This window comes from Erwinia sp. STN24 (assembly GCF_041320675.1).
Classification (GTDB): domain Bacteria; phylum Pseudomonadota; class Gammaproteobacteria; order Enterobacterales; family Enterobacteriaceae; genus Erwinia; species Erwinia aeris.
In genome coordinates this window covers 261,329-287,086 of record NZ_JBGGPM010000002.1, presented here as the reverse complement: position 1 = coordinate 287,086, position 25,758 = coordinate 261,329, and the positions used below count along the sequence as shown (strand labels likewise).

Here is a 25,758-nt window from a genome sequence, read left to right as displayed (position 1 = left end):
CATGCAAAGAGATTCAGCCCAATACCGCGCCGAAGTTGTAGGAAGTTTTCTGCGTCCTGCCGTTATCAAGCAGGCCCGCGAGCAGTTTCAGGCCGGGGAAATCGACGCCGCCGCCCTGCGCCAGATCGAAGACAAAGCGATCCGCGAAGTGGTAGAGCACCAGCGCGCCAGCGGCCTGAAAGTGGTCACCGACGGCGAGTTCCGCCGCGCATGGTGGCACTTCGATTTCTTTGACGGTCTGGACGGCGTGGAGCGCTATGAAGCGGAGCAGGGCATTCAGTTCAACGGCGTGCAGACCAAAGCCCGCGGCGTAAAGGTGACCGGCAAGCTGGGTTTCGGCAACCATCCTATGCTGGAAGATTTCCGTTTCCTGAAAAGCATCAGCGGCGACGCTATCCCTAAAATGACTATCCCAAGCCCAAGCGTGCTGCACTTTCGCGGCGGCCGTAAAGTGATTGACGCTAATGTCTATCCCGATCTGAAGGATTACTTCAACGATCTGGCGCTGACTTACCGCGATGCGATTAAAGGTTTTTATGACGCTGGCTGCCGCTATTTGCAGCTGGACGATACCGTCTGGGCTTATCTGTGTTCGGAAGATCAAAAGCGTCAAATCCGCGAGCGCGGCGACGATCCTGAAGAGCTGGCGAACATCTATGCTCAGGTGCTGAATAAAGCGCTGGAAGGCAAGCCGGACGATATGACCGTGGGCCTGCATGTTTGTCGTGGTAACTTCCGCTCGACCTGGATTTCCGAAGGCGGCTATGAGCCGGTCGCGGAAATTCTGTTCGGCACCGTGAATATCGACGCCTTCTTCCTGGAGTACGACAACGAGCGTTCTGGCGGGTTTGAGCCGCTGCGCTTTATCAAACCGGGCAAACAGCAGGTGGTACTGGGTCTGGTAACGACCAAAACTGGCGAATTGGAAGATCCGGAAACGGTGAAGAAGCGCATCGCGGAAGCGGCGCAGTTCGTCAGCCTGGATCAAATCTGCCTCAGCCCGCAGTGCGGCTTTGCTTCTACGGAAGAGGGCAACAGCCTGACCGAAGCGCAGCAGTGGGCCAAGCTGCGCCTGGTGGTGGATATCGCTAAACAGGTCTGGTAAGCCGGGCAAAAGATGCAAAAGGCGCGTTTATACGCGCCTTTTGTGCATCCATTGGCAAAATAATGCAGAAAATAACGCCGGGAAGTTCAAAAAAAATACAAATCATGTAAGGCATCTCGCCTGTAATCTGAAGTGATTATCTGGCTTAAGCAATTTCTACGCTATATCACTCTGCTTTCTCGATCCCGTATTGCCTTTCTCCGCTATAAACGTTTTACTTACCGCCGTTTTATTTATCTCCCTGTATAAAAGATCATAAATAGCGCAAACGCGCCGGTATTTCTGTCAGGCAGTTATCCGCCGTGGCAAAAGATCGGGCGCTGAAAGCGCACGGGGAAACAGAACCGACATCGCGATTTCACTCAACATCAGTACGGGCCTTATGACAAATCGTTTAACTTCTAAAGACATCCTCGCGCTGGGCTTTATGACATTCGCCCTGTTTGTGGGTGCCGGTAACATTATTTTCCCGCCGATGGTGGGTATTCAGTCCGGGGAACACGTCTGGATCGCCGCGCTTGGCTTTTTGCTGACCGCCGTCGGCCTGCCGGTTATCACCGTTGTCGCGCTGGCGCGCGTGGGGGGCGGTATCGATGCGCTCAGCTCGCCGATTGGCAAAGCGGCGGGCATCGTGCTGGCCACCGTCTGCTATCTGGCCGTCGGCCCGCTGTTCGCCACGCCGCGCACCGCGACCGTCTCTTTTGAAGTGGGTATTGCGCCGATGACCGGCGACAGCCCGCTGCCGCTGTTTATTTACAGCCTGGTCTATTTCGCGCTGGTCATTGGTATCTCCCTTTATCCGGGCAAGCTGCTGGATACCGTCGGGCATATCCTGGCACCGCTGAAGATCGTGGCGCTGGCCGTACTGGGCATCGCCGCGCTGATCTGGCCAGCGGGCGGCCTGGCACCGGCTACCGAGGCTTATCAGCATGGCGCTTTCTCCAGCGGCTTTATTAACGGCTATCTGACGATGGATACGCTGGGCGCGCTGGTGTTTGGCATCGTTATCGTTAACGCGGCGCGTTCTCGCGGCGTCAGCGAAGCCGGTCTGCTGACGCGCTATACCATTATCGCGGGCCTGATCGCCGGGGTTGGTTTGACGCTGGTTTACCTTGCTCTGTTTAAACTGGGTTCCGACAGCGCCTCTATAGTCGATCAGAACGCCAACGGCGCTGCTATTCTGCACGCCTATGTGCAGCATACTTTCGGCGACCTGGGTAGCCTGTTCCTGGCGGCGCTGATTTTTGTTGCCTGTATGGTGACGGCGGTTGGCCTGACCTGCGCCTGTGCCGAGTTCTTCCAGCAGTATCTGCCGCTGACCTATCGCCAGCTGGTATTTATTCTGGGCCTGTTCTCGATGCTGGTGTCCAACCTGGGGCTGAGCCAGCTGATCCAGTTCTCTATACCCGTGCTGACGGCTATCTATCCGCCTTGCATCGTGCTGATTTTGCTGAGCTTTACGCTGCGCTGGTGGAACAAGAGTACGCGTATTATCGCACCGACCATGCTGGTGAGCCTGATTTTCGGCGTTATCGACGCTATCAAAACCACCGGTTTTAAGGATGCGTTGCCTGCATTTACGGCCAATCTGCCGCTGGCCGAGCAGGGCCTGGCCTGGCTGCCGCCTTCGCTGGCAATACTGGTCGTCGTGGCCATCTGCGATCGCGTTATGGGACGCGCGCAGGTGAATGCGCACCAGCAGTAAAAGTGTGATACCTTCTCCTGCCCGATCTCCGGCAGGAGAAGTTGACAGAGTTTAAGCAGAATGAAAGATGAAAAATAATACGCTCAAAAAGGGACTGAGTACCCGCCACATCCGCTTTATGGCGCTCGGTTCGGCCATCGGCACGGGTCTGTTTTACGGTTCGGCTGACGCAATGAAAATGGCCGGGCCAAGCGTGATCCTCGCCTATATTATCGGCGGCGCTATCGCCTATATCATCATGCGCGCGCTGGGCGAAATGTCGGTGAACAACCCGCAGGCCAGCTCGTTCTCCCGCTATGCTCAGGATTATCTTGGCCCGCTGGCTGGCTATATCACCGGCTGGACCTACTGCTTTGAAATTCTGATCGTCGCCATTGCCGACGTCACCGCTTTCGGCATCTATATGGGCGTCTGGTTCCCCGACGTGCCGCACTGGGTGTGGGTGCTGAGCGTGGTGCTGATTATCGGCGCGATTAACCTGGCCACGGTAAGAGTGTTTGGCGAGGTAGAATTCTGGCTGTCGCTGTTCAAGGTCGCCACCATCATTATTATGATTGTGGCAGGCATCGGTATTATTTTCTGGGGCATCGGCAACGGCGGCCAGCCTACCGGCATCAGTAATTTGTGGACTAACGGCGGCTTCTTTGCGCACGGCGTTATCGGCATGGTGCTGTCGTTGCAAATCGTGATGTTTGCCTATGGCGGTATTGAGATTATCGGCATTACCGCTGGTGAAGCGAAAGATCCCGCCACGTCGATCCCACGTGCGATTAACACGGTGCCGCTGCGTATCCTGGTGTTTTATGTCGGCACGCTGTTTGTGATTATGTCCATCTATCCCTGGAACCAGGTTGGCACCAACGGTAGCCCGTTCGTCCTCACTTTCCAGCATATGGGCATAGCCGCTGCGGCAGCCATTCTGAACTTTGTGGTGATTACGGCTTCGCTTTCGGCGATTAACAGCGATGTTTTCGGCGTTGGCCGGATGCTGCACGGTATGGCGGAGCAGGGCCATGCGCCTAAAATTTTCGCCACCGTCTCACGCCGTGGTATTCCGTGGATCACCGTGCTGGTGATGATGTTAGCGATGCTGATTGCGGTATACCTGAACTACCTGATGCCGGAGAAAGTCTTCCTGGTGATTGCCTCGCTGGCGACGTTTGCCACCGTCTGGGTATGGATTATGATCCTTTTCGCCCAGATCGGCTTCCGCCGCACGCTGACGCCCGCGCAGGCGAAAGAGCTGAAGTTCGCCATGCCTGGCGGGATATTCACGGCCATCGTCGGTATCCTGTTCCTGTTCTTTATTATCGGCCTGATTGGCTACTTCCCGGATACCCGCGTATCGCTTTACGTCGGTATTGGCTGGATAGCCCTGCTGCTGATCAGCTGGACGCTGGTGAAGAAAAGAATCAAGGCGTAGGCCGGAAAGCGAACAGCATTTCTGCCTGCCATCCTGAAAAAGCCTGAGTCCGGCAGCACGCCCGGCTCAGGTTTTTTTATGCGTCAGACTCAGGGCGACGATGGCAAACAGGCGGTAAAAAAATTTTATTTGCAACGCTTGAAATAGATTCGGCCGACCCTATTTTACTTACGAGCAGGCGGCGAACCTGCCCGAAATGAGCTTTTGAATAGAGACTGTATTCAGGAGGTTATGATGATGACCGTACGCAACTTCTCCCTGATCCCTTCCTTAAGCGACGCGCTGTTTTCAGACCGTTTCAACCGTATGGATCGGCTATTCAGCCAGCTGACCGGCGACACGCCCGTAGCCGCTACGCCCGCCTATGATATTCGTCGCGTAGATAAAGAACGCTATGCGCTGGCGGTGAGCGTACCCGGCTGGAAAGAGAGCGAGCTGTCTATTGAAACGGTAGGCGGACAGCTAACCATTTCCGGTAAGAGGGAAGAGCAGAAAGAAACGGAAAGCGCAGAAAATGGCTGGCTGCATCGTGGCATCAGCCGTGCCGACTTCCGTCTTAGCTACACGGTGCCGGAGCATGTAAAAGTCACCGGCGCGAAACTGCAGGACGGCATTCTTGCTGTGGATCTGTATCAGGAAATCCCTGAAAGCGAAAAACCTCGCCGTATCCCTATCACTCACGGCCAGCAGGCAATTGAAAGCCAGCAGGCTATTGAGCATCAGTCTGCGTAAAAGCTTTTACAACGGAGTAAAAAAGGAGCTGCGGCATCGTGCCGTGGCTCCTTTTTTGTCAGCTTTACATCACCGCCTGAGAAAGAGGTGAACTTGCTTTATTATTCGTATGATTAAAAGCTGTAGCCAATGCCAATATTAAAACCGTTGATAGAATGGTTTTTATTGCCAGCGTCCAGGCGAGAGCCTTCATAACCAATATCAATGGCCAGATACTCTACCGGATTGATTTGCAGGCCGATGCCGTACATCAGAGAAGCTTTGTTTTGTGATTCATCATAAGAGCTGCTGCTATACCCAGTATTAACCCAGCGTTCATTATAATTTACTTTATTATAATTTATTCCAAGAAGACCATACGCGCTGATATATTCATTAAAGCGATAGGTTGGGCCTGCGGCTAAAGAATAATATTTTAGCTTAGTCTGCGCATCAAGTTTCTCATAAATTGTGCGGTAAGATTCACTTTCTTTACCGCTCATATAAGTAAAGGAGCCGATAATACCAAACGGTGAATCCCACTCGTAACGGTATTTCAGATTAACCCCTCTGATATTTTTAAAATCCTGCACTTTGCTTTGTGCGTAACCGATGCTGAAGGTCTGTTGATCGGCATTCGCGGTCGCGCTGAAACCCAGAGTTGCAAAAACAATGCTGACAAGAGCCAGGTTTTTCATAAATCATCCTTAATTTAAAATTGACATTGTGTAGCTGTGTTACATATTCAGCCAGATGGCATACATACTATAAGATTGAAGATGCGTGTATGTCTGCTGAAACAACCGCATAATAACATGGTGACATTCGATTTGGGAAGAATGAGATTTAAGTTATGTATCGGTAATTATTTCTGTCGCATTGTTTTTTCATAAAAATTTAAAGTTTCTGCCTGAGGTTATTATTATTTTTGTCTGAATTGCTTAACAAATTATTGATATAAATTAACGTAAATAACATGGTTTGTTATTATTATTTGAAATCATTAATGCTTACCGGGTGTCGATTATCCTGCTGTCACAAATCACTGACTTGAAAGTTAATTATGTAAAATGCGATTTATATAGAGTTTTAAACAGGCCATCTCGCCTGATGCAGGATAAAAACAGGGGGCTTAACGGTATGTGTTATTTATAATACTGGTGCGGAAACCGACCTGAACTTTATCCTGTGCTTTATAGCGCGGAATGCTGATAATCCTTGCCGCTTTGCAGGTTAGTCTCAGTCTGAAAGGGTAGGGGAGCATAATTCATTTTTCCGAATCACCTCGCATTTTAATATTTTCTTTTCAGTGAGTTTGCACGGGGAAGGGTGTATATTTAAACAGGTAAAAGCAAGAAGAGTAAAAGTGGATAGAAGATTTTTAGCGCGGCGATATTGGGAGGCAACCCTTTACCGCCGCTGACCACAAGCAACTAGTAAGGAGTTGATCATGGCTGAGCATGATATTAAGCCAGAGGCGGGTATTTCCAAAGCATTACGTAAACTGAAAGTGGGATATACCAGCATACGTCACGAAAATCGTTCAACCGGTATGACCACATACTACAGCCAGTGCCCCAGCATTAACCTCAAAGGTAACTGGCTGGAAGAGGCGGGGTTTGCGACCGGGCAGGCGGTTGAGGTACGGGTGCTGCCCGGCTGTCTGATCCTGAGCCTGTGTGAACCGGCGGCGGAATTGCCCGCTGAACCGGAGGTAGTAAGCACGCTGCGTAAGGCCTGTAAAAAGCTTTCGGCTCACAAGCAACGGCAGGTTGAGGAGTTTATCCAGGTAATTGCCACGCCTCAAAAGCGGTCCCGCAAAATCCCGGAAGGGACGATTGAGTGGCGGCCTGTCTGAGGTAACGGACTGGTTATAAGGTAAAATCCCGGCGCTTTGGCCGGGATCCCTGTTTATTGAGGATCTGACGGGGGAGATTTTCGGCTCTTAATTTTGTTGATCAAATCAGTACGCCATCTTTATAACCCTCAACAATGGCTTTAGTAATATTTGCGCCTTCCGGTAAATCACCTTTCGCATTCTTACTCAGCGCGGCACTGGTTTCTTCCATGGTTGCTCCGGCATCAATCATTGAGATTCCCTGCGTTGAAGCTGCCTGGCCGTATCCCATTAGCCCGCCTGGCATTGAAAGGTTATTGTTTTCGGACGAGTTTTTCCCAGCCTGCGCCCCGGCAACAGCATTACCGGTACTGTCACCAGCAACGCCTCCGGCAAGACCTGTCGCCAGCGTGCCCAGCGCGCTGATGGTCTGTTTCTCCGTTTCAGTCAGGTCACCGACGTCTTTACCCGGATACAGCTGTTTCATCACCAGCCCGGCCATCAGCTCGGCGCTGACCGCGCCCGCTGCGCCCGCCAGCGCCGAGTTGCCGGATGCGTAAGACGCTACCGCCCCGACGACCGCGTGGGCCATCGCTTTCGCTTCCGGGTTACCTTCCGTCAGGGTATGGATTTGCTCCGCCAGTTAAGGTCTTGCCGCACCGCTGATGGCCTGACCGATGTTGCCACCCGCCAGGCCCTGTATCGCCGCCGTCGCTGCCTGAATACCCTGTTGCAGCGCGCTGCCGGTGCCGAACGGCGCCATCGCGTTGTTGTACGCAACAAATATTAAAAACCTTTAACCCCAAAATATCGAAGCATGGCAATCCCTACTCCCATTATACCTCCTCCACCGGCCCCAACTTTCAGGTAGTGCCATGCTGATGTCAGGTCAAAATTAAAACTTCCAAGCATCACATACTCAATGATAAGTAAAAAAACATATGCAATTTCAGCTAAAAGTATCCCTGCCAAGATTGAAAATAAAATGAAAAGGATATTGATCATTTTTTATCTCCATTACTGCTTGGGGATGATATTTTTTCGATTCCTTTACCTGTTACTTCAGAGAAAACAGAACCACCTAAGTCCCCAAAAGAACTGGGAACATTGCTGGGTGTTATTTCTTTTGAAATCCCAAATCCTCCTTTAATATCAGTATATTTTTGAAGCGTTGGATTGAATTTCGGATCCCAGCCACCTTTCCACCAGTTTGCCCCGGCATTAACTCCCCATGAGAGCCCTTTACCAATGCCATAGCCGATACCAGATCCAGCACCATTGATGAGCGCACCAGACAGTGAATCTTTGTCATCAATCCAGTTACCCAGCGCACCACCTGCGGCGTTCCAGCCCACGGTACCCGCCAGGCCATTACCCATGCTGATAACATTCACCCAACCCGCTATCGCTGCGTTTGCCGGATCTATCGTGCCATCCGCCAAATAACCGATACCTGCATTCGCGCCCGCACCCAGTCCCCACATTGCCTGAGCACCACCAGGTAGCAACGCTACACTTCCCGTTGCCAGTGCCAGCCCAACAGCATCTCGTTCATTCATCGCTTTCTGGCAGCTTGCAGAACCCGGCGCATCGGCACAACTTGCCATGTCTATTCCATGCTGGCGTATCCATGCAGCCTGAGCATCTTCACTACCGCCGAGTAAATTATTCTCAACCGCATTCTTACCAACCTGCGCCCCCGCCACAGCATTCCCCGCACTGTCACCAGCGACGCCTCCGGCAAGCCCTGCCGCCAGCGTGCCCAGCGCACTGATGGTTTGTTTCTCCGTTTCCGTCAGCTCGCTGACTTCCTTACCCGGATACAGCTGCTTCATCACCAGCCCGGCCATCAGCTCGCCGCTGACCGCGCCCGCCGCGCCTGCCAGCGCCGAGTTGCCGGATGCGTAGGACGCTACCGCCCCGACAACCGCGTGGGCCATCGCTTTTGCTTCCGGGTTGCCTTCCGTCAGGTTATGGATTTGCTCCGCCAGGTATGGCGCAGAGGCTCCGGCAATGGCCGCGCCCACGTTTCCGCCCGCCAGGCCCTGTATCGCTGCCGTCGCTGCCTGAATACCCTGTTGCAGTGCACTTCCCGTGCCGAACGGCGCCATCGCGTTGTTGTACGCCTGCTTTGCCACGTCCACGTCCGTGAACGGCTTGCCGGAACCCGCAAGCTGTTCTCTGGCCGCCTGAAGCGCTGCCGGATCACGCTTCGCTTTTTCCCCGGCTATCTGGCCCTCGGTTCTGGCGATATCGCCAACCTGAGACCCTATCTCCGCTATCAGCTGCGCCGCCTTCAGCCGGTTCTGCTCTTTCTCCTTGTCGAAGATTTGCGCAAGACCCGGATTGGCATTTTCCACATCACGACTGAGACTTGCAACATCCTGCTGCTGATTTTCCCGGTCGCGGATAGTGATGGTGCCTTCGCTGACGGCAGAGTGGGTGGTTGAGCTGGCGCTGTCCGAGCCGTTCAGGCCCGCCAGGATATTGCTCGCCATGTTTCCTTCGAACTGGCTGCCGATGGAACCACCTGTGCTGATACCCGCGCCCGCGTGTTCAACCTTGTATTCCGCGTGGTTTTCAATATCGCTGAAGCCCAGCGTGCCGGTGTCGAGTTTGTTCCTGTCTGCGGTGGCGGTGGAGCTGATAACCGCACCGTCCAGCTGCGTATGCTCCCCAACGGTGATATCAAAGCCGCCCTGACCGGCGAAAATACCTGTCTGCTCCGTCACCGACCGCCAGTCGCTGCTCATTTTGTCCCGCGACGCGTTCACGCTCGCCGTTGCCGTGCCCGCCCCGAAGGTGTAGCCCGCTCCCGCGCCGACATTCTGCTGCTTCGAGTCGAAGGTCTCGCTGTCCTGCTCGCTGGTCAGCGTCAGGTTGCGGCCCACCTCCAGCTTCACCGCCTCGCCGTTCACCTGCGCACCGGTCAGGGCGGTATCACGGCCGCTGGTGATACTGACGTTGCTCCCCGCGTTAAGCGTGGTTTCCACATGGCTGACGCCGTCCGCGTTCTCGTGGCCTTTGCCTTTGTTCACGCTCGCCGAGACGTTAAAGCCGGTGCCGCCCGAACCGGCGGTGATGCCCACGCCCACGCTGCCGCCTTTGCTGCTGTTGGTGGCGCGCGTGCTGCTGCTTTCCTCCGCCGACAGCAGGTTCACGTCGCGGTTTGCCGACAGCTGCATATCCTTACCGGCCTGAAGCTGGCTGCCCTGCACGGTGATATCGCCGTCCTGACCTTTCACGCCGCTTCCTGTCGCGGTGATGCTCAGGTTGCCGCCCGCCGTCAGGCCGCTGCCCTGCTGCGTAGTCTGTGTCAGTGAACTTTCAGATTTTGACGACTGGCTGCCGTAAGAAACACTGACGCCGACGGTCGCATTGTTCGCCGGGTCGTCCCCCTTCGCCGCGTCCAGCCGTGCGGCCTGGGTCGCACTCACGCCGCTCAGCGCTGCCTTCATGCCCTGCAACGCTGCCACGCGGCCATCGCTCTCTTCACTGGCCTGCTTAGCCGTGGTCACCGCCGCGTTAAGCGCCGAGCCCGCCGTGCCGGAAAGCGCCAGCGTCAGGCCGCTCTGCTTCTGCTCCGTTTTATACGTTTGTGAAGACTGGTTTTCCGCCGCGAGGATGCTGACCTCCTTGCCGCTCAGGCTGATGTCTTTTCCTGCCAGCACGTCTGAACCTTTCACGGTCAGCGTGTTACCGGCCGTCAGATTAACGCCACCCTGCGTGCTGCCGATGGTGCTGCCCGTGCTGCTCAGGGTTTTGCCATCATCGGTGGTTTTCAGGCTGTTTGTCCCTATGCTCACACCAATGCCGCCCGGGCTGGAAAGGCCCGATTTCTTCTCGCTGTAGAAGTGAGATTCTTGCTGCTCAGTGGTAGCAGCCTGAATGTTCAGGTCGTTCCCGGCGGCAAGACTGACATCCTGCGTACCGACCACGTTGCTGCCGGTGACGGTCAGGTCGTGCCCGGCCTTCACGTTTACGCTGTCTCCGCTCAGCAGGCTGCCGCTGGCGGTCTGGTTGCTGAAGGTATCGCGCACTTCAGTGGTGGTTCTGGAGCCAAAGCTACTGCTGCCCGTGGCTTTATAATGTTGATCGAAGGTCTCAGTATCGATGCCGTGCTGAAGGTTGATGTCATTGCCTGCGGTCACGCTGAGCTGCTGGCTGGCGGAGATATTACCTGCCGTCACGTTCACATTATTTCCGGCGACCATTTGTACATCACCCGCGCCGGTCACCTCACTGCCAATCTGCTGGCTGGTGGACTGGTGCAGCCAGTTATCGCCCCAGTTGAGGTTGTCCTTTCTCCCGGTGCTTTACCCGGAACGATTTCCATACTGGCCTGCACCGTAGGCAGCCGTTGCAGGTTTTCCAGCCCCTGTTCGATATCACGCAGATCCAGCAACTCTCCGGCGTGGGCCGGGAAAGCGCTGTATAGAGTGAAATAGCGGTTGCTTTCCGGCGTCAGCGTCACCTGACGAATTTTTCCCGCCACGATGCTCAGCTTCAGCTTGCCGCTTTTCAGATCCTGTGAAGGCGCCAGCACACGAGTCGTGATGTAGCCGTGATCGATCAGGCGGTTTTGCAGCACGCTCATCAGCAGATTAATGCCTTTCCCGCCCAGACAATGACCAACAGCCTGACCGGCGATCCGCTGTAAAGGCAGCCAGTGCGGTAACGCGCCTGTTCCCGTCAGAACAACCCGATTCAGTGGGAAACAGGGTTTTTCCTGGGGAAAGACCAGCCGACTGAAACCTGAGGCCGGTGGCGTAAGGCGTACGTCCGGCACCGTGGGCCGCAACTGCTGCTCCAGGGCATTTTGCCGCTGCAAAATCAGCGGTTCGTTAGCGGGCATTACCGCGGAAGTTTTTAATGGCAACATTGCCGTTGTGAAAATGAAGCTGTAAAGGCAAAGCGGGGCGAAACGATGGCTGAAAACCAACATTGACGAATCCTTGTCAAATAATTAGTTAATTAATAAAGAATTTTTCAGCGTAACGATCGAGGGTCGATCGGACAGCGTAACTATATCGCCTTATGATAAGTAGGGTTTTTCTGATTTACAATCAGAAATATTGTCTGGTCAGGAAGGGGAGGGGCCGAAGCCGATCCTGCTTTCGGCCAGAACTAAGGAAGCAGCGCTTCAGAGAAAGGCGATCGGCCCCTCCCTTACAAAGGGGCAATATGTTTTTCAATCCGCTGCATAGCGGCCTGCCAGGGACACAGCGTGCCTGGGGCCATTTGCCTGCATCCCGGAAACGTCAGCTCGGTCAGCAGCGGAGGGTGCTGCTTATCGAGTGGCGTAAGCTCGCGCAGCTGGGCAAGGCTTTGCGCCTGAAAATAGATGCGGATAAAACGCTCGCCCTTGTATCGCCACCGTTCGAATACCAGACTGCCGCCGGGCGGAATATTGCCGTGCGGATAATCGGCCTGCTGCCAGCGGAAATCCAACAGGGTACGCAGCCAGGCGATATTGATATCATGAGCGACATAGAGCAGCCAGCGCACGTCCGGCGGCGCGTCGGTTGCTCTCTCTCCGGTCGCGCCTGCGCGCAGCGCGCTGGCAATCTGGCTCATCAGCCCTGAAGCGCCGCGGCTGGCCAGCGTGGGCAAATCGTTGGTGTAATCATATTTAGCGCTCAGCAGCGGCAGCAGCGCGGCCAGTTCCGCCTGATTATTAACCTTGCCAAAGGCCACTTCGCTAAGTGGCTTGTTTTCGCTCCATTCCAGCCGCAGCGTTTCCGCCATTGCAGCCAGCGTATCCAGTCCCTGAATGCCGACCGTGCCGTTCGACCAGGTGGCAAGCTGCCAGGGCTGGCTGAAAACAGGGCAGGGCCGGGCGGGCTGACAGACGGCTTTTTTTAACGCGTCGATTTGCGGTTGCAGCCGCCGCTGCGCGTCTGCCAGGCTGCCGCCCATCGCGCGTAGCGCTTCCTGACGATGCGTCGCGGCCTGCTCCTGGCTGACTTTCTCGTTGGGAAGCTGAAACAGCGAGGCCGCCATGACATGTGCCGCAATGTCGCAGCCCGGAAAAGCCGCCTCGGCTAACACCTGCGCTGTGGCCCGGGTACGCTGCATCGGACTGGCTATCAGGTGAAAATCCCGTTCCTTCGGGCAGCCTTCGCCCAGCAGGCCCGCTTCACGATAGTAACTGCTCTCGTAACGTCCTTTCAGCCAGGCTGCCGTATAGCCGTGACCGGTCAGGTTACCGTCTGCGGTCAGCCAGTCGGGCCAGCGCCGGGCCGAACCGTTTTCAATAGCTCGTCGGTTATCCGGCGAAGGCGGGCGAACGCCATGTCGGCTGACTTCCACTACCTTTTCCAGCACGTAGTCCGCCTGTACGGGCTGGCTAAAAAAAGCCGTGAGGCCAGCAAAAAGCACGGCCGCGGAGAAAAACTTGTACATCCATACATCCTTAAAGATTCGTGCTGCCAAAAGCATCCTGGTGACTATTCAATCTGTAGGGAGCGAAAAACGCAGCTTCACCTGCTATAACACCTGAATATCCCTCTCAAAAAACAGGCTGACAGAGTATTACACTGCGGGCCGCACTTTTTGCTACAAGAAATCGGCTTGTACAACTTCAAAATAGCTGTACACATTTGCCGAAACTGGTTAACTTAAGCGCAGAATTATTTAAACACGTTTTAACCTACCAACTGAAGGGGGCTGTATGCGTCAGGATGGATTTAACCCGAAAACTGAAGGTGATATCAGTCGCTACTTCAGTGAAGCGATGATGCCCTCTCAACAGGAAACGTTGGGGCAGATCGTGGTGGAGATTCTGCGTTCGGGTAAAAATATTAACCGCAAGGCGATCTGTTCTAAACTGCTGAGGCGGCTTGAACTGGCCTCCGATGCGGAACAGGAAAAGCATTATCACGAGCTGATAGGCATGTTGTTTGGCCGTGAGGACTGAGTTTCAAAGCCTGGATGATGATTACCAGACGTCCTAACTTTTCTGCTCGGCCCGGCCTGCTTTCCCGCCTGGCCCTTTGATCGGCGGTGGTTGGCAAACCTGCTGCCTCCCAGGGTTACTTCCGGGAACTGTGGCTATTTATGTGCCCACATCACTGATACAGAGAAGCTGGTATGTACAGAAATGACGATGAAAAACTGATTGATATAGTGCTGGGTGAGGCCGTACTGGTGCTGTTAAAAACCGATGCTACCATCAATAACGCCGCGCTGATCCGTCAGCTGCAGGCGATGGCCGCCGTGGAAAAAAGCGCTGCCAGGCACCGTGCCTGCAAACAGGCTATTATCGATGTCAGAAATAATATAAAGACTGGTAACAATCGCTATACGCACGAAATTCGAGACGTGGATAACGTGACGCACCTTTTTACCAGCGAAGGCCCGCCGGACGGCACCAAAAAACATTGAGTCAATTCAGGTGGGGATATCCCGCCCTTTATAAAGGCGAATACTATGCAGCAGCACTCTTCAGAGCCGGGCATCCTTGAACATTTTCAGGGAGAAGGTGATTTACTGGCTCAGGAAACCAAAGTTATCGGCGCCGTGATCAGAGAAATTGCGGCAGCCGGTGGCTACGTAACGAACAAAGCGATTATCCTGAAGCTGATTGAAAAGCTGGAAAACACCTCTGATGTCGTCCAGCTGGATATCTTCCGCCAGGCGCTGGAAGTGGTGGTGGCCCGCACGCCTGACGACGCATAACCTTCACCCACATCCCAGGCGGCTTATGCAGATCGGCAAAAAGCCATAGCCGAAGCCTGCTGCCTGGGACAGTTGAAAAAAGGGGTTGTGCAGGGACTATAAGGGGTTAATGGAAGCGGTCGAGTATCGATCGGAAAGCGCGTTGAATAGCGGCCTTCATGTTTTCGTCTGTAGCTTGTGCGCTGTGGATCTGAAGTCTAATCAGGATGTTATGTCGTCCTACCGGTTCGCCGCTTTCCAGCAGCTCTGCTACGGCTCTGCCGATGAGGGCACAGATTTCTGAAGAATACGCCTGCTCTTTTTTGGGCACTCTCTTCCCTCTTTGAACTGTACTGGTAAACAGACTATCACAGCCCGCCGCGGCGTGCTGTATATTTAACCTGGTGCGCCCGCATCAAAAGCTTAAGCCGCCTGAATTGCCCTCATAAAAAAAGCTCGCCGAAGCGAGCTTTATTCAGCAGTCTGCAAAAAGATATTACAGCTTGCCAGCGTTCTCAGACAGGTATTTCGCTACGCCGTCCGGAGAAGCGCCCATGCCTTCTTTGCCTTTTTCCCACTGAGCCGGGCACACTTCGCCGTGCTCTTCGTGGAACTGCAGCGCGTCAACCATACGCAGCATTTCATCAACGTTACGGCCCAGCGGCAGATCGTTAACAACCTGGTGGCGAACCACACCGGCTTTGTCGATCAGGAAAGAGCCGCGCAGCGCAACGCCTGCATCCGGATGCTCGATGCCGTAGGCTTTCTGGATTTCACGTTTGATATCCGCAACCATCGCGTATTTTACTTCGCCGATGCCGCCTTTATCGATTGGGGTCTTACGCCATGCGTTGTGAACGAACTCGGAGTCGAAAGAGACGCCGACCACTTCCACGCCGCGCTTCTGGAATTCTTCATAACGCTTGTCGAAAGCGATCAGCTCAGAAGGGCAAACAAAAGTGAAGTCCATTGGCCAAAAGAACACAACGGTGGCTTTACCAGCGGTGTGTTTTTTAAAGTTAAAGTTTTCTACGATTTCACCGTTGCCCAGCACGGCTGCGGCGGTGAAATCAGGGGCCTGACGAGTTACGAGAACCATAGTCACTCCTGTAAGGATAAATTAAGGGAAACGGCCGCCAGTATGGGGCGGGATAGCGTTGTAAACCAGCGATAACCGCCGATTTCTCTGATAGGCTTTACCTATCAAAAAGCTTTTTTATTCAATGTGTTCGCCAACAATAACCTTTTTCAGCAAAAGGGCAAGCGGCAATCGTGGCTACAGTGACTGCTGGCGGGCTTTTGCCATCATCTGCGGATAAAACTGCCGGAAAACAGCGTCGAGCTGTTGATAATTATCAACAAAATCCTGATAGCAATCTGCCAGCGCGGCCAGGCGAGGACGGCGGCTGGCCATCCCGGTCAGCACGTTTTGCAAATAGGGCGCTTCCGCATACTTTTCCATCCAGCGATCCGTCCACAGATAGCGATTCAGATGCTGGAAACGCTCCGGCGTGGTGGCAAGGTGCGGGCCGATCTCCGCCCGCGCCTGACGTAAAAAATCCGGTAAGGCCGTTTCCGGCACGATCTCATCCCAATGACGGGATAAAAAGTGATCCCAGATGACGTCCAGCGCGATAGGCGATACGCGATAGGTTTCGGGGCGGAAAAAACCGCGTGCGACCCGGACTTCCGGCAGGGCGTCGGTCATGACGTCAACGCGTCGGTGCAGCAAAATGCCGGCGGCAACGTTATCAGGCCAGACGTCACGCGGATTGCCGCGCACGAAGTCAGCCATCAGGTTGCCGAGCAGGGAGCTGTTGGCCAGCCGCGCCAGATGAAGGTGAGCGAGAAAGTTCATCGCGGCAGTATATCGGCTTCTGCCGTGTCGGGATACCGTTGATAGTGGCGTGCAGAGCGCATCGACGCCCGTTGGCGGACGGTTTAACCGATAGATGCGGCGAATGGTTCAGAATTGGCGGGTTTTCAGCTAGAATGTGCGCCCTGATTTCCCTGACTGTGAATGACCATGCGCGTTGCCGATTTTTCTTTTGAGTTGCCCGAATCTTTGATTGCCCACTATCCGCAGGCCCAGCGCAGCGGATGCCGTCTGCTGTGCCTTAACGGCCCGGACGGCGCGCTGACCCACGGGGTGTTCACCGATTTACTGGATTTGCTCAATCCGGGCGACCTGCTGGTTTTTAACAATACGCGCGTGATCCCGGCGCGTATTTTCGGACGTAAAGCCAGCGGCGGCAAAATCGAAGTGCTGGTTGAACGGATGCTGGACGAGCATCGCGTGCTGGCCCATATTCGCGCCTCTAAAGCGCCGAAAGCGGGCGCCGAGCTGCTGCTTGGCGACGACGAAAGCGTCAAAGCGACGATGGTTGCCCGTCACGACGCGCTCTTTGAGCTGCATTTCGACGACGAGCGCGCCGTGCTGGATATTCTGGACGCCGTCGGCCATATGCCGCTGCCGCCTTATATCGATCGTCCTGACGAAGACGCGGATCGCGAGCTTTACCAGACTGTTTACAGCGAACGTCCCGGCGCGGTGGCTGCGCCTACTGCTGGCCTGCATTTTGACGAACCTATGCTGGAAGCGCTGCGGGCGAAAGGGATTGAAACCGCTTTCGTTACGCTGCACGTCGGCGCGGGCACGTTCCAGCCGGTACGCGTGGACAGCATTGAAGATCATATTATGCACGCCGAGTATGCTGAGGTTCCGCAGGAAGTGGTGGATGCGGTGCTGGCGTGCAAAGCGCGCGGCAACCGTGTCGTCGCCGTAGGCACAACTTCCGTGCGCTCGCTGGAGAGCGCAGCGGCGGCGGCCAAAGACGCGTTGATTGCGCCGTTCTTCGACGACACCAAAATTTTTATTTATCCCGGCTATGAGTATCAGGTTATTGATGCGCTGGTCACCAATTTCCATCTGCCGGAATCGACGCTGATTATGCTGGTTTCCGCTTTCGCGGGCTACCGTCACACCATGCACGCTTACGAGCAGGCGGTAGCGGAGAAGTATCGCTTCTTCAGCTATGGCGACGCGATGTTTATCACCCGCAATCCGCAGGCGATAAACGAGCAGGTCGGTAAATAATGCCATAACCGGCTTTGTCCGGTTGCGACGCCTGCGCCCGACCGGGGCGCAGGTCAACTCTTAAGCATCAGACTGTTTCTCTGATGGAGGCAACGTGAAGTTTGAATTAGATACTACTGATGGGCGCGCGCGCCGTGGCCGTCTGGTTTTCGATCGTGGCGTGGTGGAAACCCCGGCCTTTATGCCTGTGGGCACCTACGGCACCGTAAAAGGCATGACGCCGGAAGAAGTGCAGGATACCGGCGCGCAGATTATTCTCGGCAACACTTTCCATCTGTGGCTGCGTCCCGGCCAGGAGATCATGAAGCTGCATGGCGATCTGCACGACTTTATGCAGTGGAAAGGGCCAATCCTGACCGACTCCGGCGGTTTCCAGGTGTTCAGCCTGGGCGACATTCGCAAAATCACCGAAGCGGGCGTGCATTTCCGCAACCCGATTAACGGCGACAAGATCTTCCTCGATCCTGAAAAATCGATGGAGATCCAGTACGATCTCGGTTCCGATATCGTGATGATTTTCGACGAATGCACGCCTTATCCTGCCGACTGGGATTACGCCAAACGCTCGATGGAGATGTCGCTGCGTTGGGCGCAGCGCAGCCGCGACCGCTTTGATTCGCTTGAAAATAAAAACGCGCTGTTCGGGATTATTCAGGGCGGCGTTTACGAAGATTTACGAGATGTCTCCGTAAAAGGACTGGTAGAGATCGGCTTTGATGGTTACGCTGTGGGCGGCCTGGCGGTCGGCGAGCCGAAAGAGGACATGCACCGTATTCTGGAGCACGTCTGTCCGCAGATCCCTGAGGACAAACCGCGCTATCTGATGGGCGTCGGCAAACCGGAAGATCTGGTTGAAGGCGTACGTCGCGGTATCGATATGTTTGACTGCGTGATGCCTACCCGCAATGCCCGTAACGGCCACCTGTTCGTGACTGACGGCGTGGTGAAAATCCGTAACGCGAAATATAAAGATGATACGGCGCCGCTGGATGCGGAGTGTGATTGCTACACCTGTCGCAACTATAGCCGCGCCTATTTGTATCATCTGGATCGTTGCAACGAAATACTGGGTGCGCGTCTTAACACTATTCATAACCTGCGCTACTACCAGCGCCTGATGGCTGGTTTACGCAAGGCTATTGAAGAGGGTAAATTAGAGCACTTTGTTACCGAATTTTATGCGCGGACGGGCAAAGCGGTTCCGCCGTTAAACGTCTGATAATTAATCAATGAGGGAAAATTAATGAGCTTGTTCATTTCTGATGCAGTGGCTGCTGCGGGTGCGCCAGCACAGGGAAGCCCGTATTCGCTGGTCATCATGCTGGTGGTTTTTGGTCTGATCTTCTATTTCATGATCCTGCGTCCACAGCAGAAACGTAGCAAAGAGCATAAAAAACTGATGGATTCCATCAGCAAGGGTGACGAAGTGCTGACCACCGGCGGCCTGGTCGGACGCGTAACCAAAGTGGCGGATACCGGCTATGTAGCTATCGCGCTGAACGAGACGACGGAAGTTGTGGTCAAACGTGATTTCGTGGCTGCCGTTCTGCCGAAAGGTACGATGAAGGCGCTGTAATTTTTTGTTTTCCCTAAGGGAACTGCCGTGTTAAACCGTTATCCTTTGTGGAAGTACATCATGCTGATCGTCGTGCTTATCGTCGGTCTGCTCTATGCGCTTCCCAACCTGTATGGTGAGGATCCGGCTGTTCAGATCACCGGCGCGCGCGGAAGCGCCGCCAGTGAACAGACGCTGAATCAGATCCAGAATGCTTTAAAAGAAGAGAATATCCAGAGCAAATCCATTGCGCTGGAAAACGGCGCTATCATGGCGCGCTTCGCTAACGGCGACGTGCAGCTGCGCGCTCGTGACGCCATCATCAAAACGCTGGGCGAAGACTACGTTGTCGCGCTCAACCTTGCTCCAGCCACGCCAGGCTGGCTGAGTATGCTGGCCGCAGAACCGATGAAACTCGGTCTCGATCTGCGCGGCGGCGTGCACTTCCTGATGGAAGTCGATATGGATACCGCCCTGGGCAAGCTCCAGGAGCAGAATATCGATAACCTCAGAAGCGATCTGCGCGACAAAAATATTCCCTACACCAACGTGCGTAAAACCGATAACTACGGTCTGGAAATTCGTTTCCGTGACGCACAGGCGCGTGACGACGCCGTCAGCTATCTGACCGGCCGCCATCGCGATCTGGTGATCAACGCCAGCGGCAGCAACCTGCTGCGTGCGGTCATGTCGGATGACCGCCTGCGTGAAGCGCGCGAATATGCGGTTCAGCAGAACATTACTATCCTGCGTAATCGCGTGAACCAGCTTGGCGTTGCCGAACCGCTGGTGCAGCGTCAGGGCGCTGACCGCATCGTGGTCGAGCTGCCGGGTATTCAGGATACCGCGCGTGCTAAAGAGATCCTGGGCGCGACCGCCACGCTGGAATTCCGTCTGGTTAACACCTCCGTCGATCCTACCGCTGCCGCCAACGGCCGCGTACCGGGCGATTCCGAAGTGAAAAATACCCGCGACGGCCAGCCGGTAACGCTGTACAAGCGCGTGATCCTGACCGGTGATCACATCACTGACTCGACGTCGAGCATGGATGAGTACAACCAGGCACAGGTTAACATCTCGCTGGACAGCGCGGGCGGCAACATCATGTCCAACTTCACCAAGGATAATATCGGCAAGCCGATGGCAACGCTGTTTGTGGAATACAAAGACAGCGGTAAGAAAGACGCCAACGGTCGCGCTATCCTGGCGAAGCAGGAAGAAGTGATTAACGTCGCGAATATCCAGTCTCGCCTGGGCAACAGCTTCCGCATCACCGGCATCAGCAATCCAAACGAAGCGCGTCAGCTGTCGCTGCTGCTGCGTGCGGGCGCGCTGATTGCGCCAATCCAGATTGTGGAAGAACGCACCATTGGTCCAACCATGGGCGCGCAAAACATTACTCAGGGTCTGGAAGCCTGCCTGTGGGGCCTGATCGCCTCTATCGTGTTTATGGTGGTTTACTACCGTAAATTCGGCGTGATTGCGACCACTGCGCTGGTGGCAAACCTGGTGCTGATTGTGGGGATTATGTCTCTGCTGCCCGGCGCCACGCTGACCATGCCGGGTATTGCCGGTATCGTGCTGACGCTGGCGGTCGCCGTTGATGCTAACGTACTGATTAACGAACGTATCAAGGAAGAGCTGAAGAACGGACGCTCCGTTCAGCAGGCGATCCATGAAGGCTACAGCGGCGCGTTCTCCAGTATTATCGACGCCAACGTCACCACGCTGATCACGGCTATTATCCTTTATGCTGTCGGTACGGGATCCATTAAAGGCTTCGCTATCACCACGGCTATCGGTGTAGTGACCTCTATGTTTACCGCTATTGTCGGTACCCGCGCCATCGTCAACCTGCTGTACGGCGGTAAACGCATCAACAAGCTGTCTATTTGAGGAGTGCGTTGTGGCACAGGACTATAGCGTTGAACAACTGAACTACGGCCGTAAAGTCCATGACTTTATGCGCTGGGACAAGCTGGCCTTTACTCTTTCCGGCCTGCTGCTGATCGCCTCATTTGCGATCATGGGCCTGAAAGGGTTTAACTGGGGTCTGGATTTCACCGGCGGTACGGTGATTGAAATTACCCTGGAGAAACCGGCCGAGCTGGATAACCTGCGCGGCGCGCTGGAGAAAGCGGGCTTTACCGATCCGCAGGTGCAGAACTTCGGCAGCAGCCGCGACGTGCTGGTGCGTATGTCGCCGCACGAAGGCAACGCGGGCCAGGAGCTGGGCAACAAGGTCGTCAGCATTATCAATCAGGCGACGGCGCAAAACGGCACCGTGAAGCGCATTGAGTTTGTTGGCCCAAGCGTGGGCAGCGATCTGGCGCAGACCGGCGGCATGGCGCTGCTGGTGGCGCTGATAGCCATCCTGGTTTACGTCGGTTTCCGCTTCGAGTGGCGACTGGCGTTAGGCGCCGTGCTGGCGCTGGCGCATGACGTGATTATCACCATGGGCATTCTTTCTCTGTTCCATATTGAGATTGATTTGACCATTATCGCGTCGCTGATGTCGGTTATCGGTTACTCGCTGAACGACAGCATCGTGGTATCGGACCGTATTCGTGAGAACTTCCGCAAGATCCGTCGCGGTACGCCTTACGAAATCTTCAACGTCTCGCTGACGCAGACGCTGAGCCGTACCATTATGACCTCCGCCACCACGCTGGTGGTGGTGCTGATGCTGTTTATCTTTGGCGGCGCGCTGCTGGAAGGCTTCTCGCTGACCATGCTAATCGGCGTGTCCATCGGGACAATTTCATCTATCTACGTGGCTTCGGCGCTGGCGCTGAAACTGGGGATGAAACGCGAGCATCTGCTGCAGCAGAAAGTGGAGAAAGAGGGCGCCGATCAGCCTTCGATTCTGCCTTAAGCTTTCCGCTGTTAAATAAAAAGCGCCGCATCTGCGGCGCTTTTTTTATGGTTTCGTCTGGGCCACAACGTCATGAACCCGGACATAGCCCAGCTGTTCCGGCGGCAGATTGCTCAGGCGCAGCGGCACCGTGACTTCGCTACGAGGCAGCAACGAGGCCGCCACGCTGAAGGTCTGGCTCTGGCTGTTTACCTGTAGCGGTTTGCCGGTAGTCGGATCCAGCTCGCCCCATTCTACCGTTGCGCTGAACGCAGGCAGATTGTTGTCGCCGGCAGAGCGAATATGCAGCATCGCCCGCGTGCCGTTAGCTTCATTTTCTATATGGCTCAGCGACAGCTTCACCTCGCCCAGCTGGCTTTGCAGCGGCACGGCCGTATTGGTGGCCGGCAGCAGCCAGGCGCCCTGGGTAGAATTGCCGTTAAGCATATTCTGCCGCGTCAGCGCCGTTGCCTGCTCGGTAAGCTGCTGCATCTCATTGTTGAGCTTGCCCACCTGGTTATGCAGCTTGTTGATCTGCGGCTGCTGCGGTGAGGCGCAGCTTGCCAGCAAAACAACCAGCGGCAGCAGCGAGGCCTTTTTCAGGTATCCGGCCATAGTTGCCTACTGAGGAATGCGTAAGGTCTGACCCGGATAGATCTTGTTCGGATCGGAGAGCATCGGCTTGTTAGCCTCAAAGATTTGATTGTACTTGTTCGGATCGCCATACACTTCTTTCGAGATAGCGCTCAGCGTGTCGCCTTTCTTCACCGTATAGAATTTTGCTTCGGTCGCGGTTTCAGCCACCTTCACGTTATCCTCAACGTGGGTGATACCGGCTACGTTACCGGCCGCTACCAGGATTTTTTCCTTCAGCTCTTGCGAAATGCTGTCGCCGCTGATGCTGGCCTTATCGCCATCCACCTTAACGTCCACCTTGTCGCTGCCCGGCAGGCCCAGCTTGTGGATATATTCTTTCAGCTTCGCGCTCTGGTCTTCACCAGCGCCGCTTACGGAATCCCACAGCTTCTCGCCAGCTTCTTTTACAAAGTTAAATAAACCCATATTTCCTCCGGCTAATCCTTGTTTTTAAAAAAGTTACGCCTGAGCGTTCTCTCATTATAGCGGAAGAACGAGGAGATACCTGGTCAGATGCCAGACAAAGCGATTCGGCGGGGGAAAGAAGGGCAACCCGATATTTTGTTGCTCGCCACTTCGCGCTACACTGTGTTCACTTTTCCAGGATCCAGGAATTATCATGCATTGCCCGTTCTGTTCTGCTGTGGATACCAAAGTTATCGATTCCCGCCTTGTGGGGGAAGGAACCTCGGTGCGCCGTCGCCGTCAGTGCCTGGTGTGCCATGAACGCTTCACCACTTTTGAAGTGGCCGAGCTGGTGATGCCGCGCGTGGTGAAAAGCAATGATATCCGTGAGCCCTTCAATGAGGACAAGCTGTGCAGCGGCATCATGAAGGCGCTGGAGAAGCGGCCGGTCAGCTCGGACGACGTCGAAAACGCCGTCAGCCATATCAAAAGCAAGCTGCGCTCCACCGGCGAACGGGAAGTACCCAGCAAGATGATCGGTAATCTGGTGATGGACGAGCTGAAAAAGCTGGATAAGGTGGCCTATATTCGCTTCGCCTCGGTTTACCGCAGCTTTGAAGATATCCGCGAATTCGGTGAAGAGATCGCCCGCTTACAGGATTAAGGCATGGATGAAATCTATATGGCCCGCGCGCTTGAACTGGCCAGGCGCGGACGCTTTACCACAACGCCCAATCCGAACGTAGGCTGCGTTATCGTACGCGACGGGGAGATTGTCGGCGAAGGCTACCATTTTCGCGCAGGCGAACCCCATGCTGAAGTTCACGCTTTGCGTATGGCTGGCGAAAAGGCGCGCGGCGCGACGGCTTACGTCACGCTGGAGCCCTGTAGCCACCATGGTCGCACGCCGCCATGCTGCGAGGCGTTGATTGCCGCAGGCGTAGCCCGAGTCGTCGCCGCCATGCAGGATCCCAACCCGGAAGTGGCGGGGCGCGGCCTTTACCGCTTGCAGCAGGCCGGTATCGAGGTCAGCCACGGGCTGATGATGCAGGAAGCGGAAGCGCTGAATCGCGGCTTTCTGAAGCGGATGCGCACCGGCTTTCCCTGGGTGCAACTGAAGCTGGGCGCGTCGCTGGATGGCCGTACGGCAATGGCAAGCGGCGAAAGCCAGTGGATCACCTCGCCGGAGGCGCGACGCGACGTGCAGCGCCTGCGGGCGCAAAGCGCCGCGATCCTGACCACCAGCGCGACGGTGCTGGCGGACGATCCCTCGCTGACCGTGCGCTGGGACGAGCTGAACCAGGACGTGCGCGCAAGCTATGCGCAGCAGGATTTACGCCAGCCGGTCAGAGTGGTTATCGACAGCCACAATCGCGTCACGCCGCAGCATCGGCTGATTTCCCAGCCGGGGGAAACCTGGCTGGCGCGTCAGCAGCCCGACGGGCTAAGCTGGCCGGATAACGTGCAACAATTTTGCGTGCCGCGCCTCAATGAGCAAACCGATCTGGTGTCTTTGCTGATGCTGCTGGGACGCCGCCAGATCAACAGCGTCTGGGTAGAAGCAGGCGCTGCGCTTTCTGGCGCGCTGCTGAGCGCAGGCGTGGTCGATGAGCTGATCGTTTATCTTGCGCCGAAATTATTGGGTGATGCGGCACGCGGTTTGTGCCATCTGCCCGCTTTAGCACAACTTGCTGAAGCGCCGACGTTTATATTCAGCGATAGTCGTCAGGTTGGGCCAGATTTGCGCCTGACGCTGACGCCGCGATAGCGCTCTGCAGAAAAGCGGAAGCAGAGCGTTAAAGAGTGTGATAGAATCCGCCCCCCTGCGGGGCCATAACAAACCCTGAAAGGAAGATTATGAACGTTATTGAAGCTGCTGTTGCTACTCCTGACGCGCGCGTGGCCATTGTTATTGCGCGTTTCAACAATTTTATCAACGACAGCCTGCTGAGCGGTGCCCTTGATGCGCTGAAGCGTATCGGCCAGGTAAAAGATGAAAACATCACCGTTATCTGGGTGCCGGGCGCCTATGAAATGCCAATGACGGCGCGTGCGCTGGCGAACGCCGGCAAATACGACGCGGTTGTGGCACTGGGCACCGTGATCCGCGGTGGCACCGCCCACTTCGAATATGTTGCTGGCGAAGCCAGTTCTGGCCTGGCCAGCGTCGCTATGAACAGCGATATTCCGGTTGCCTTTGGTGTTCTGACGACGGAAAACATCGAGCAGGCCATTGAGCGCGCCGGAACCAAAGCGGGTAACAAAGGGGCGGAAGCCGCTCTGACCGCACTTGAAATGATTAACGTATTGAAAGCCATCAAAGCCTGATTTTAAGGGGAATTTTGTGAAACCTGCTGCTCGTCGCCGCGCCCGTGAATGTGCTGTCCAGGCGCTTTACTCCTGGCAGTTGTCAAAGAACGACATCTCTGATGTCGAATACCAGTTTCTGGCGGAGCAAGACGTCAAAGACGTTGATATCAGCTATTTCCGCGAGCTGCTGGGCGGCGTTGCGACCAACAGCGCGTACCTTGACGGCCTGATGAAGCCTTACCTTTCCCGCCAGCTGGAAGAGCTGGGTCAGGTGGAGAAAGCGATTCTGCGCATTTCGCTGTACGAGCTGAGCAAGCGCTCCGACGTTCCCTACAAAGTGGCTATTAACGAGGGGATTGAGCTGGCGAAAGTGTTTGGCGCTGAAGACAGCCACAAGTTCGTTAACGGCGTGCTGGATAAAGCCGCTCCGCATATCCGCCCCAACAAGAAGTAATCCTCTC

At 55.2% G+C, this 25,758-nt stretch carries 25 protein-coding genes and 2 pseudogenes; 17 read left to right on the top strand and 10 right to left on the bottom strand.

Features of this window, described 5'->3' with window-relative positions; genetic code table 11:
* Position 1 precedes the first annotated feature (1 nt).
* From ACA373_RS11605 to ACA373_RS11590, 4 genes are all read left to right on the top strand, one after another.
* A complete protein-coding gene (locus ACA373_RS11605; protein WP_253455088.1) occupies positions 2-1,105 on the top strand; it encodes a cobalamin-independent methionine synthase II family protein in 1,104 nt (367 codons plus the stop codon).
* Between the two features lie 382 nt (positions 1,106-1,487).
* Complete coding sequence (gene brnQ, locus ACA373_RS11600) at positions 1,488-2,810, top strand: branched-chain amino acid transport system II carrier protein (RefSeq protein WP_253455086.1); 1,323 nt, start codon at positions 1,488-1,490, stop codon at positions 2,808-2,810.
* 67 nt (positions 2,811-2,877) lie between these two features.
* Entirely contained in the window at positions 2,878-4,233 is a 1,356-nt protein-coding gene (proY, locus tag ACA373_RS11595) for a proline-specific permease ProY (RefSeq protein ID WP_301252297.1), read from the top strand.
* 237 nt (positions 4,234-4,470) lie between these two features.
* Positions 4,471-4,965, top strand: a complete 495-nt coding sequence (locus tag ACA373_RS11590; RefSeq protein ID WP_370734585.1) for an Hsp20 family protein — start codon at positions 4,471-4,473, stop codon at positions 4,963-4,965.
* A 113-nt stretch (positions 4,966-5,078) separates the two neighbouring features.
* On the opposite strand, the gene ACA373_RS11585 is transcribed toward ACA373_RS11590, so the two are convergent.
* The gene (locus tag ACA373_RS11585) at positions 5,079-5,642 is read right to left on the bottom strand and encodes an Ail/Lom family outer membrane beta-barrel protein (protein ID WP_370734521.1); all 564 of its coding nucleotides are present in this window, start codon (positions 5,640-5,642) and stop codon (positions 5,079-5,081) included.
* A 752-nt stretch (positions 5,643-6,394) separates the two neighbouring features.
* On the opposite strand from ACA373_RS11585, the gene ACA373_RS11580 reads away from it, so the two are divergent.
* Positions 6,395-6,802, top strand: coding sequence for a SymE family type I addiction module toxin (locus ACA373_RS11580; protein WP_370734520.1), 408 nt, complete (start codon positions 6,395-6,397; stop codon positions 6,800-6,802).
* A 100-nt stretch (positions 6,803-6,902) separates the two neighbouring features.
* On the opposite strand, the gene ACA373_RS11575 is transcribed toward ACA373_RS11580, so the two are convergent.
* The 5 genes and pseudogenes from ACA373_RS11575 to ACA373_RS11555 all read right to left on the bottom strand — a co-directional run bounded on the left by ACA373_RS11575 (position 6,903) and on the right by ACA373_RS11555 (position 13,186).
* Positions 6,903-7,373, bottom strand: coding sequence for a VENN motif pre-toxin domain-containing protein (locus ACA373_RS11575; protein ID WP_370734519.1), 471 nt, complete (start codon positions 7,371-7,373; stop codon positions 6,903-6,905).
* A gap of 194 nt (positions 7,374-7,567) precedes the next feature.
* Positions 7,568-7,786, bottom strand: coding sequence for a hypothetical protein (locus ACA373_RS11570; RefSeq protein ID WP_370734518.1), 219 nt, complete (start codon positions 7,784-7,786; stop codon positions 7,568-7,570).
* Positions 7,783-11,097: pseudogene (locus ACA373_RS11565) on the bottom strand (hemagglutinin repeat-containing protein); the annotation flags it as partial. The pseudogene ACA373_RS11565 and the gene ACA373_RS11570, both read right to left, overlap by 4 nt.
* Positions 11,085-11,663 (bottom strand): annotated as a pseudogene (locus ACA373_RS11560) (POTRA domain-containing protein); the annotation flags it as partial. The pseudogenes ACA373_RS11565 and ACA373_RS11560, both read right to left, overlap by 13 nt.
* Before the next feature lie 287 nt (positions 11,664-11,950).
* Positions 11,951-13,186, bottom strand: a complete 1,236-nt coding sequence (locus ACA373_RS11555) for a histidine-type phosphatase (protein WP_301252307.1) — start codon at positions 13,184-13,186, stop codon at positions 11,951-11,953.
* Between the two features lie 268 nt (positions 13,187-13,454).
* On the opposite strand from ACA373_RS11555, the gene ycgZ reads away from it, so the two are divergent.
* The 3 genes from ycgZ (at position 13,455) to ACA373_RS11540 (ending at position 14,461) form a co-directional block, all read left to right on the top strand.
* Positions 13,455-13,700 carry a regulatory protein YcgZ gene (gene ycgZ, locus ACA373_RS11550; RefSeq protein WP_253455081.1) on the top strand — a complete coding sequence of 82 codons (246 nt, stop codon included), beginning with the start codon at positions 13,455-13,457 and terminating at the stop codon, positions 13,698-13,700.
* Between the two features lie 173 nt (positions 13,701-13,873).
* A complete protein-coding gene (locus tag ACA373_RS11545; protein ID WP_253455080.1) occupies positions 13,874-14,167 on the top strand; it encodes a hypothetical protein in 294 nt (97 codons plus the stop codon).
* 45 nt (positions 14,168-14,212) lie between these two features.
* Positions 14,213-14,461, top strand: coding sequence for a biofilm/acid-resistance regulator YmgB/AriR (locus tag ACA373_RS11540; RefSeq protein ID WP_125288395.1), 249 nt, complete (start codon positions 14,213-14,215; stop codon positions 14,459-14,461).
* A 475-nt stretch (positions 14,462-14,936) separates the two neighbouring features.
* Here ACA373_RS11540 and ACA373_RS11535 read toward each other — a convergent pair whose 3' ends face one another.
* Both ACA373_RS11535 and ACA373_RS11530 read right to left on the bottom strand, forming a co-directional pair.
* Entirely contained in the window at positions 14,937-15,539 is a 603-nt protein-coding gene (locus ACA373_RS11535; RefSeq protein WP_125288397.1) for a peroxiredoxin C, read from the bottom strand.
* Positions 15,540-15,716: 177 nt separating this feature from the next.
* Positions 15,717-16,298, bottom strand: a complete 582-nt coding sequence (locus ACA373_RS11530) for an ACP phosphodiesterase (RefSeq protein WP_301252311.1) — start codon at positions 16,296-16,298, stop codon at positions 15,717-15,719.
* Between the two features lie 168 nt (positions 16,299-16,466).
* Here ACA373_RS11530 and queA point away from each other — a divergent pair, with 168 nt between their 5' ends.
* From queA to secF, 5 genes are all read left to right on the top strand, one after another.
* Positions 16,467-17,537 (top strand): tRNA preQ1(34) S-adenosylmethionine ribosyltransferase-isomerase QueA, encoded by a 1,071-nt coding sequence (gene queA / locus ACA373_RS11525; protein WP_301252336.1) that lies wholly within the window; start codon positions 16,467-16,469, stop codon positions 17,535-17,537.
* A gap of 94 nt (positions 17,538-17,631) precedes the next feature.
* A complete protein-coding gene (gene tgt / locus ACA373_RS11520) occupies positions 17,632-18,756 on the top strand; it encodes a tRNA guanosine(34) transglycosylase Tgt (RefSeq protein WP_125288399.1) in 1,125 nt (374 codons plus the stop codon).
* A 24-nt stretch (positions 18,757-18,780) separates the two neighbouring features.
* Positions 18,781-19,113 carry a preprotein translocase subunit YajC gene (gene yajC / locus ACA373_RS11515; RefSeq protein ID WP_125288400.1) on the top strand — a complete coding sequence of 111 codons (333 nt, stop codon included), beginning with the start codon at positions 18,781-18,783 and terminating at the stop codon, positions 19,111-19,113.
* Positions 19,114-19,140: 27 nt separating this feature from the next.
* Positions 19,141-20,988 (top strand): protein translocase subunit SecD, encoded by a 1,848-nt coding sequence (secD, locus tag ACA373_RS11510; RefSeq protein WP_125288401.1) that lies wholly within the window; start codon positions 19,141-19,143, stop codon positions 20,986-20,988.
* 10 nt (positions 20,989-20,998) lie between these two features.
* Positions 20,999-21,967 (top strand): protein translocase subunit SecF, encoded by a 969-nt coding sequence (gene secF / locus ACA373_RS11505; protein ID WP_253455077.1) that lies wholly within the window; start codon positions 20,999-21,001, stop codon positions 21,965-21,967.
* A gap of 45 nt (positions 21,968-22,012) precedes the next feature.
* Here secF and ACA373_RS11500 read toward each other — a convergent pair whose 3' ends face one another.
* Positions 22,013-22,561 carry a DUF3251 domain-containing protein gene (locus tag ACA373_RS11500; protein ID WP_253455076.1) on the bottom strand — a complete coding sequence of 183 codons (549 nt, stop codon included), beginning with the start codon at positions 22,559-22,561 and terminating at the stop codon, positions 22,013-22,015.
* A gap of 6 nt (positions 22,562-22,567) precedes the next feature.
* Positions 22,568-23,008 (bottom strand): peptidoglycan-binding protein LysM, encoded by a 441-nt coding sequence (gene lysM / locus ACA373_RS11495; protein WP_125288404.1) that lies wholly within the window; start codon positions 23,006-23,008, stop codon positions 22,568-22,570.
* A gap of 193 nt (positions 23,009-23,201) precedes the next feature.
* Here lysM and nrdR point away from each other — a divergent pair, with 193 nt between their 5' ends.
* From nrdR to nusB, 4 genes are all read left to right on the top strand, one after another.
* Positions 23,202-23,651 carry a transcriptional regulator NrdR gene (gene nrdR, locus ACA373_RS11490; RefSeq protein ID WP_125288405.1) on the top strand — a complete coding sequence of 150 codons (450 nt, stop codon included), beginning with the start codon at positions 23,202-23,204 and terminating at the stop codon, positions 23,649-23,651.
* Between the two features lie 3 nt (positions 23,652-23,654).
* The gene (gene ribD, locus ACA373_RS11485) at positions 23,655-24,755 is read left to right on the top strand and encodes a bifunctional diaminohydroxyphosphoribosylaminopyrimidine deaminase/5-amino-6-(5-phosphoribosylamino)uracil reductase RibD (RefSeq protein ID WP_370734517.1); all 1,101 of its coding nucleotides are present in this window, start codon (positions 23,655-23,657) and stop codon (positions 24,753-24,755) included.
* Between the two features lie 89 nt (positions 24,756-24,844).
* Entirely contained in the window at positions 24,845-25,315 is a 471-nt protein-coding gene (gene ribE, locus ACA373_RS11480; RefSeq protein ID WP_125288407.1) for a 6,7-dimethyl-8-ribityllumazine synthase, read from the top strand.
* A gap of 16 nt (positions 25,316-25,331) precedes the next feature.
* Positions 25,332-25,751, top strand: coding sequence for a transcription antitermination factor NusB (nusB, locus tag ACA373_RS11475; protein ID WP_125288408.1), 420 nt, complete (start codon positions 25,332-25,334; stop codon positions 25,749-25,751).
* The last annotated feature ends 7 nt before the right edge of the window (positions 25,752-25,758 follow it).

What these genes read in the sequence shown, in the direction of transcription:
- ACA373_RS11590 (WP_370734585.1), top strand. Translation starts at nt 4,471, where the DNA reads ATGACCGTACGCAACTTCTCCCTGATCCCTTCCTTAAGCGACGCGCTG.
- nrdR (WP_125288405.1), top strand. Translation starts at nt 23,202, where the DNA reads ATGCATTGCCCGTTCTGTTCTGCTGTGGATACCAAAGTTATCGATTCC.
- ACA373_RS11540 (WP_125288395.1), top strand. Translation starts at nt 14,213, where the DNA reads ATGCAGCAGCACTCTTCAGAGCCGGGCATCCTTGAACATTTTCAGGGA.
- ribE (WP_125288407.1), top strand. Translation starts at nt 24,845, where the DNA reads ATGAACGTTATTGAAGCTGCTGTTGCTACTCCTGACGCGCGCGTGGCC.
- lysM (WP_125288404.1), bottom strand. Translation starts at nt 23,008, where the DNA reads ATGGGTTTATTTAACTTTGTAAAAGAAGCTGGCGAGAAGCTGTGGGAT.
- proY (WP_301252297.1), top strand. Translation starts at nt 2,878, where the DNA reads ATGAAAAATAATACGCTCAAAAAGGGACTGAGTACCCGCCACATCCGC.
- ACA373_RS11500 (WP_253455076.1), bottom strand. Translation starts at nt 22,561, where the DNA reads ATGGCCGGATACCTGAAAAAGGCCTCGCTGCTGCCGCTGGTTGTTTTG.
- ACA373_RS11545 (WP_253455080.1), top strand. Translation starts at nt 13,874, where the DNA reads ATGTACAGAAATGACGATGAAAAACTGATTGATATAGTGCTGGGTGAG.
- ACA373_RS11535 (WP_125288397.1), bottom strand. Translation starts at nt 15,539, where the DNA reads ATGGTTCTCGTAACTCGTCAGGCCCCTGATTTCACCGCCGCAGCCGTG.
- ribD (WP_370734517.1), top strand. Translation starts at nt 23,655, where the DNA reads ATGGATGAAATCTATATGGCCCGCGCGCTTGAACTGGCCAGGCGCGGA.
- queA (WP_301252336.1), top strand. Translation starts at nt 16,467, where the DNA reads ATGCGCGTTGCCGATTTTTCTTTTGAGTTGCCCGAATCTTTGATTGCC.
- ycgZ (WP_253455081.1), top strand. Translation starts at nt 13,455, where the DNA reads ATGCGTCAGGATGGATTTAACCCGAAAACTGAAGGTGATATCAGTCGC.
- ACA373_RS11555 (WP_301252307.1), bottom strand. Translation starts at nt 13,186, where the DNA reads ATGTACAAGTTTTTCTCCGCGGCCGTGCTTTTTGCTGGCCTCACGGCT.
- brnQ (WP_253455086.1), top strand. Translation starts at nt 1,488, where the DNA reads ATGACAAATCGTTTAACTTCTAAAGACATCCTCGCGCTGGGCTTTATG.
- ACA373_RS11605 (WP_253455088.1), top strand. Translation starts at nt 2, where the DNA reads ATGCAAAGAGATTCAGCCCAATACCGCGCCGAAGTTGTAGGAAGTTTT.
- ACA373_RS11585 (WP_370734521.1), bottom strand. Translation starts at nt 5,642, where the DNA reads ATGAAAAACCTGGCTCTTGTCAGCATTGTTTTTGCAACTCTGGGTTTC.
- ACA373_RS11580 (WP_370734520.1), top strand. Translation starts at nt 6,395, where the DNA reads ATGGCTGAGCATGATATTAAGCCAGAGGCGGGTATTTCCAAAGCATTA.
- ACA373_RS11570 (WP_370734518.1), bottom strand. Translation starts at nt 7,786, where the DNA reads ATGATCAATATCCTTTTCATTTTATTTTCAATCTTGGCAGGGATACTT.
- ACA373_RS11530 (WP_301252311.1), bottom strand. Translation starts at nt 16,298, where the DNA reads ATGAACTTTCTCGCTCACCTTCATCTGGCGCGGCTGGCCAACAGCTCC.
- ACA373_RS11575 (WP_370734519.1), bottom strand. Translation starts at nt 7,373, where the DNA reads ATGGCCCACGCGGTCGTCGGGGCGGTAGCGTCTTACGCATCCGGCAAC.
- yajC (WP_125288400.1), top strand. Translation starts at nt 18,781, where the DNA reads ATGAGCTTGTTCATTTCTGATGCAGTGGCTGCTGCGGGTGCGCCAGCA.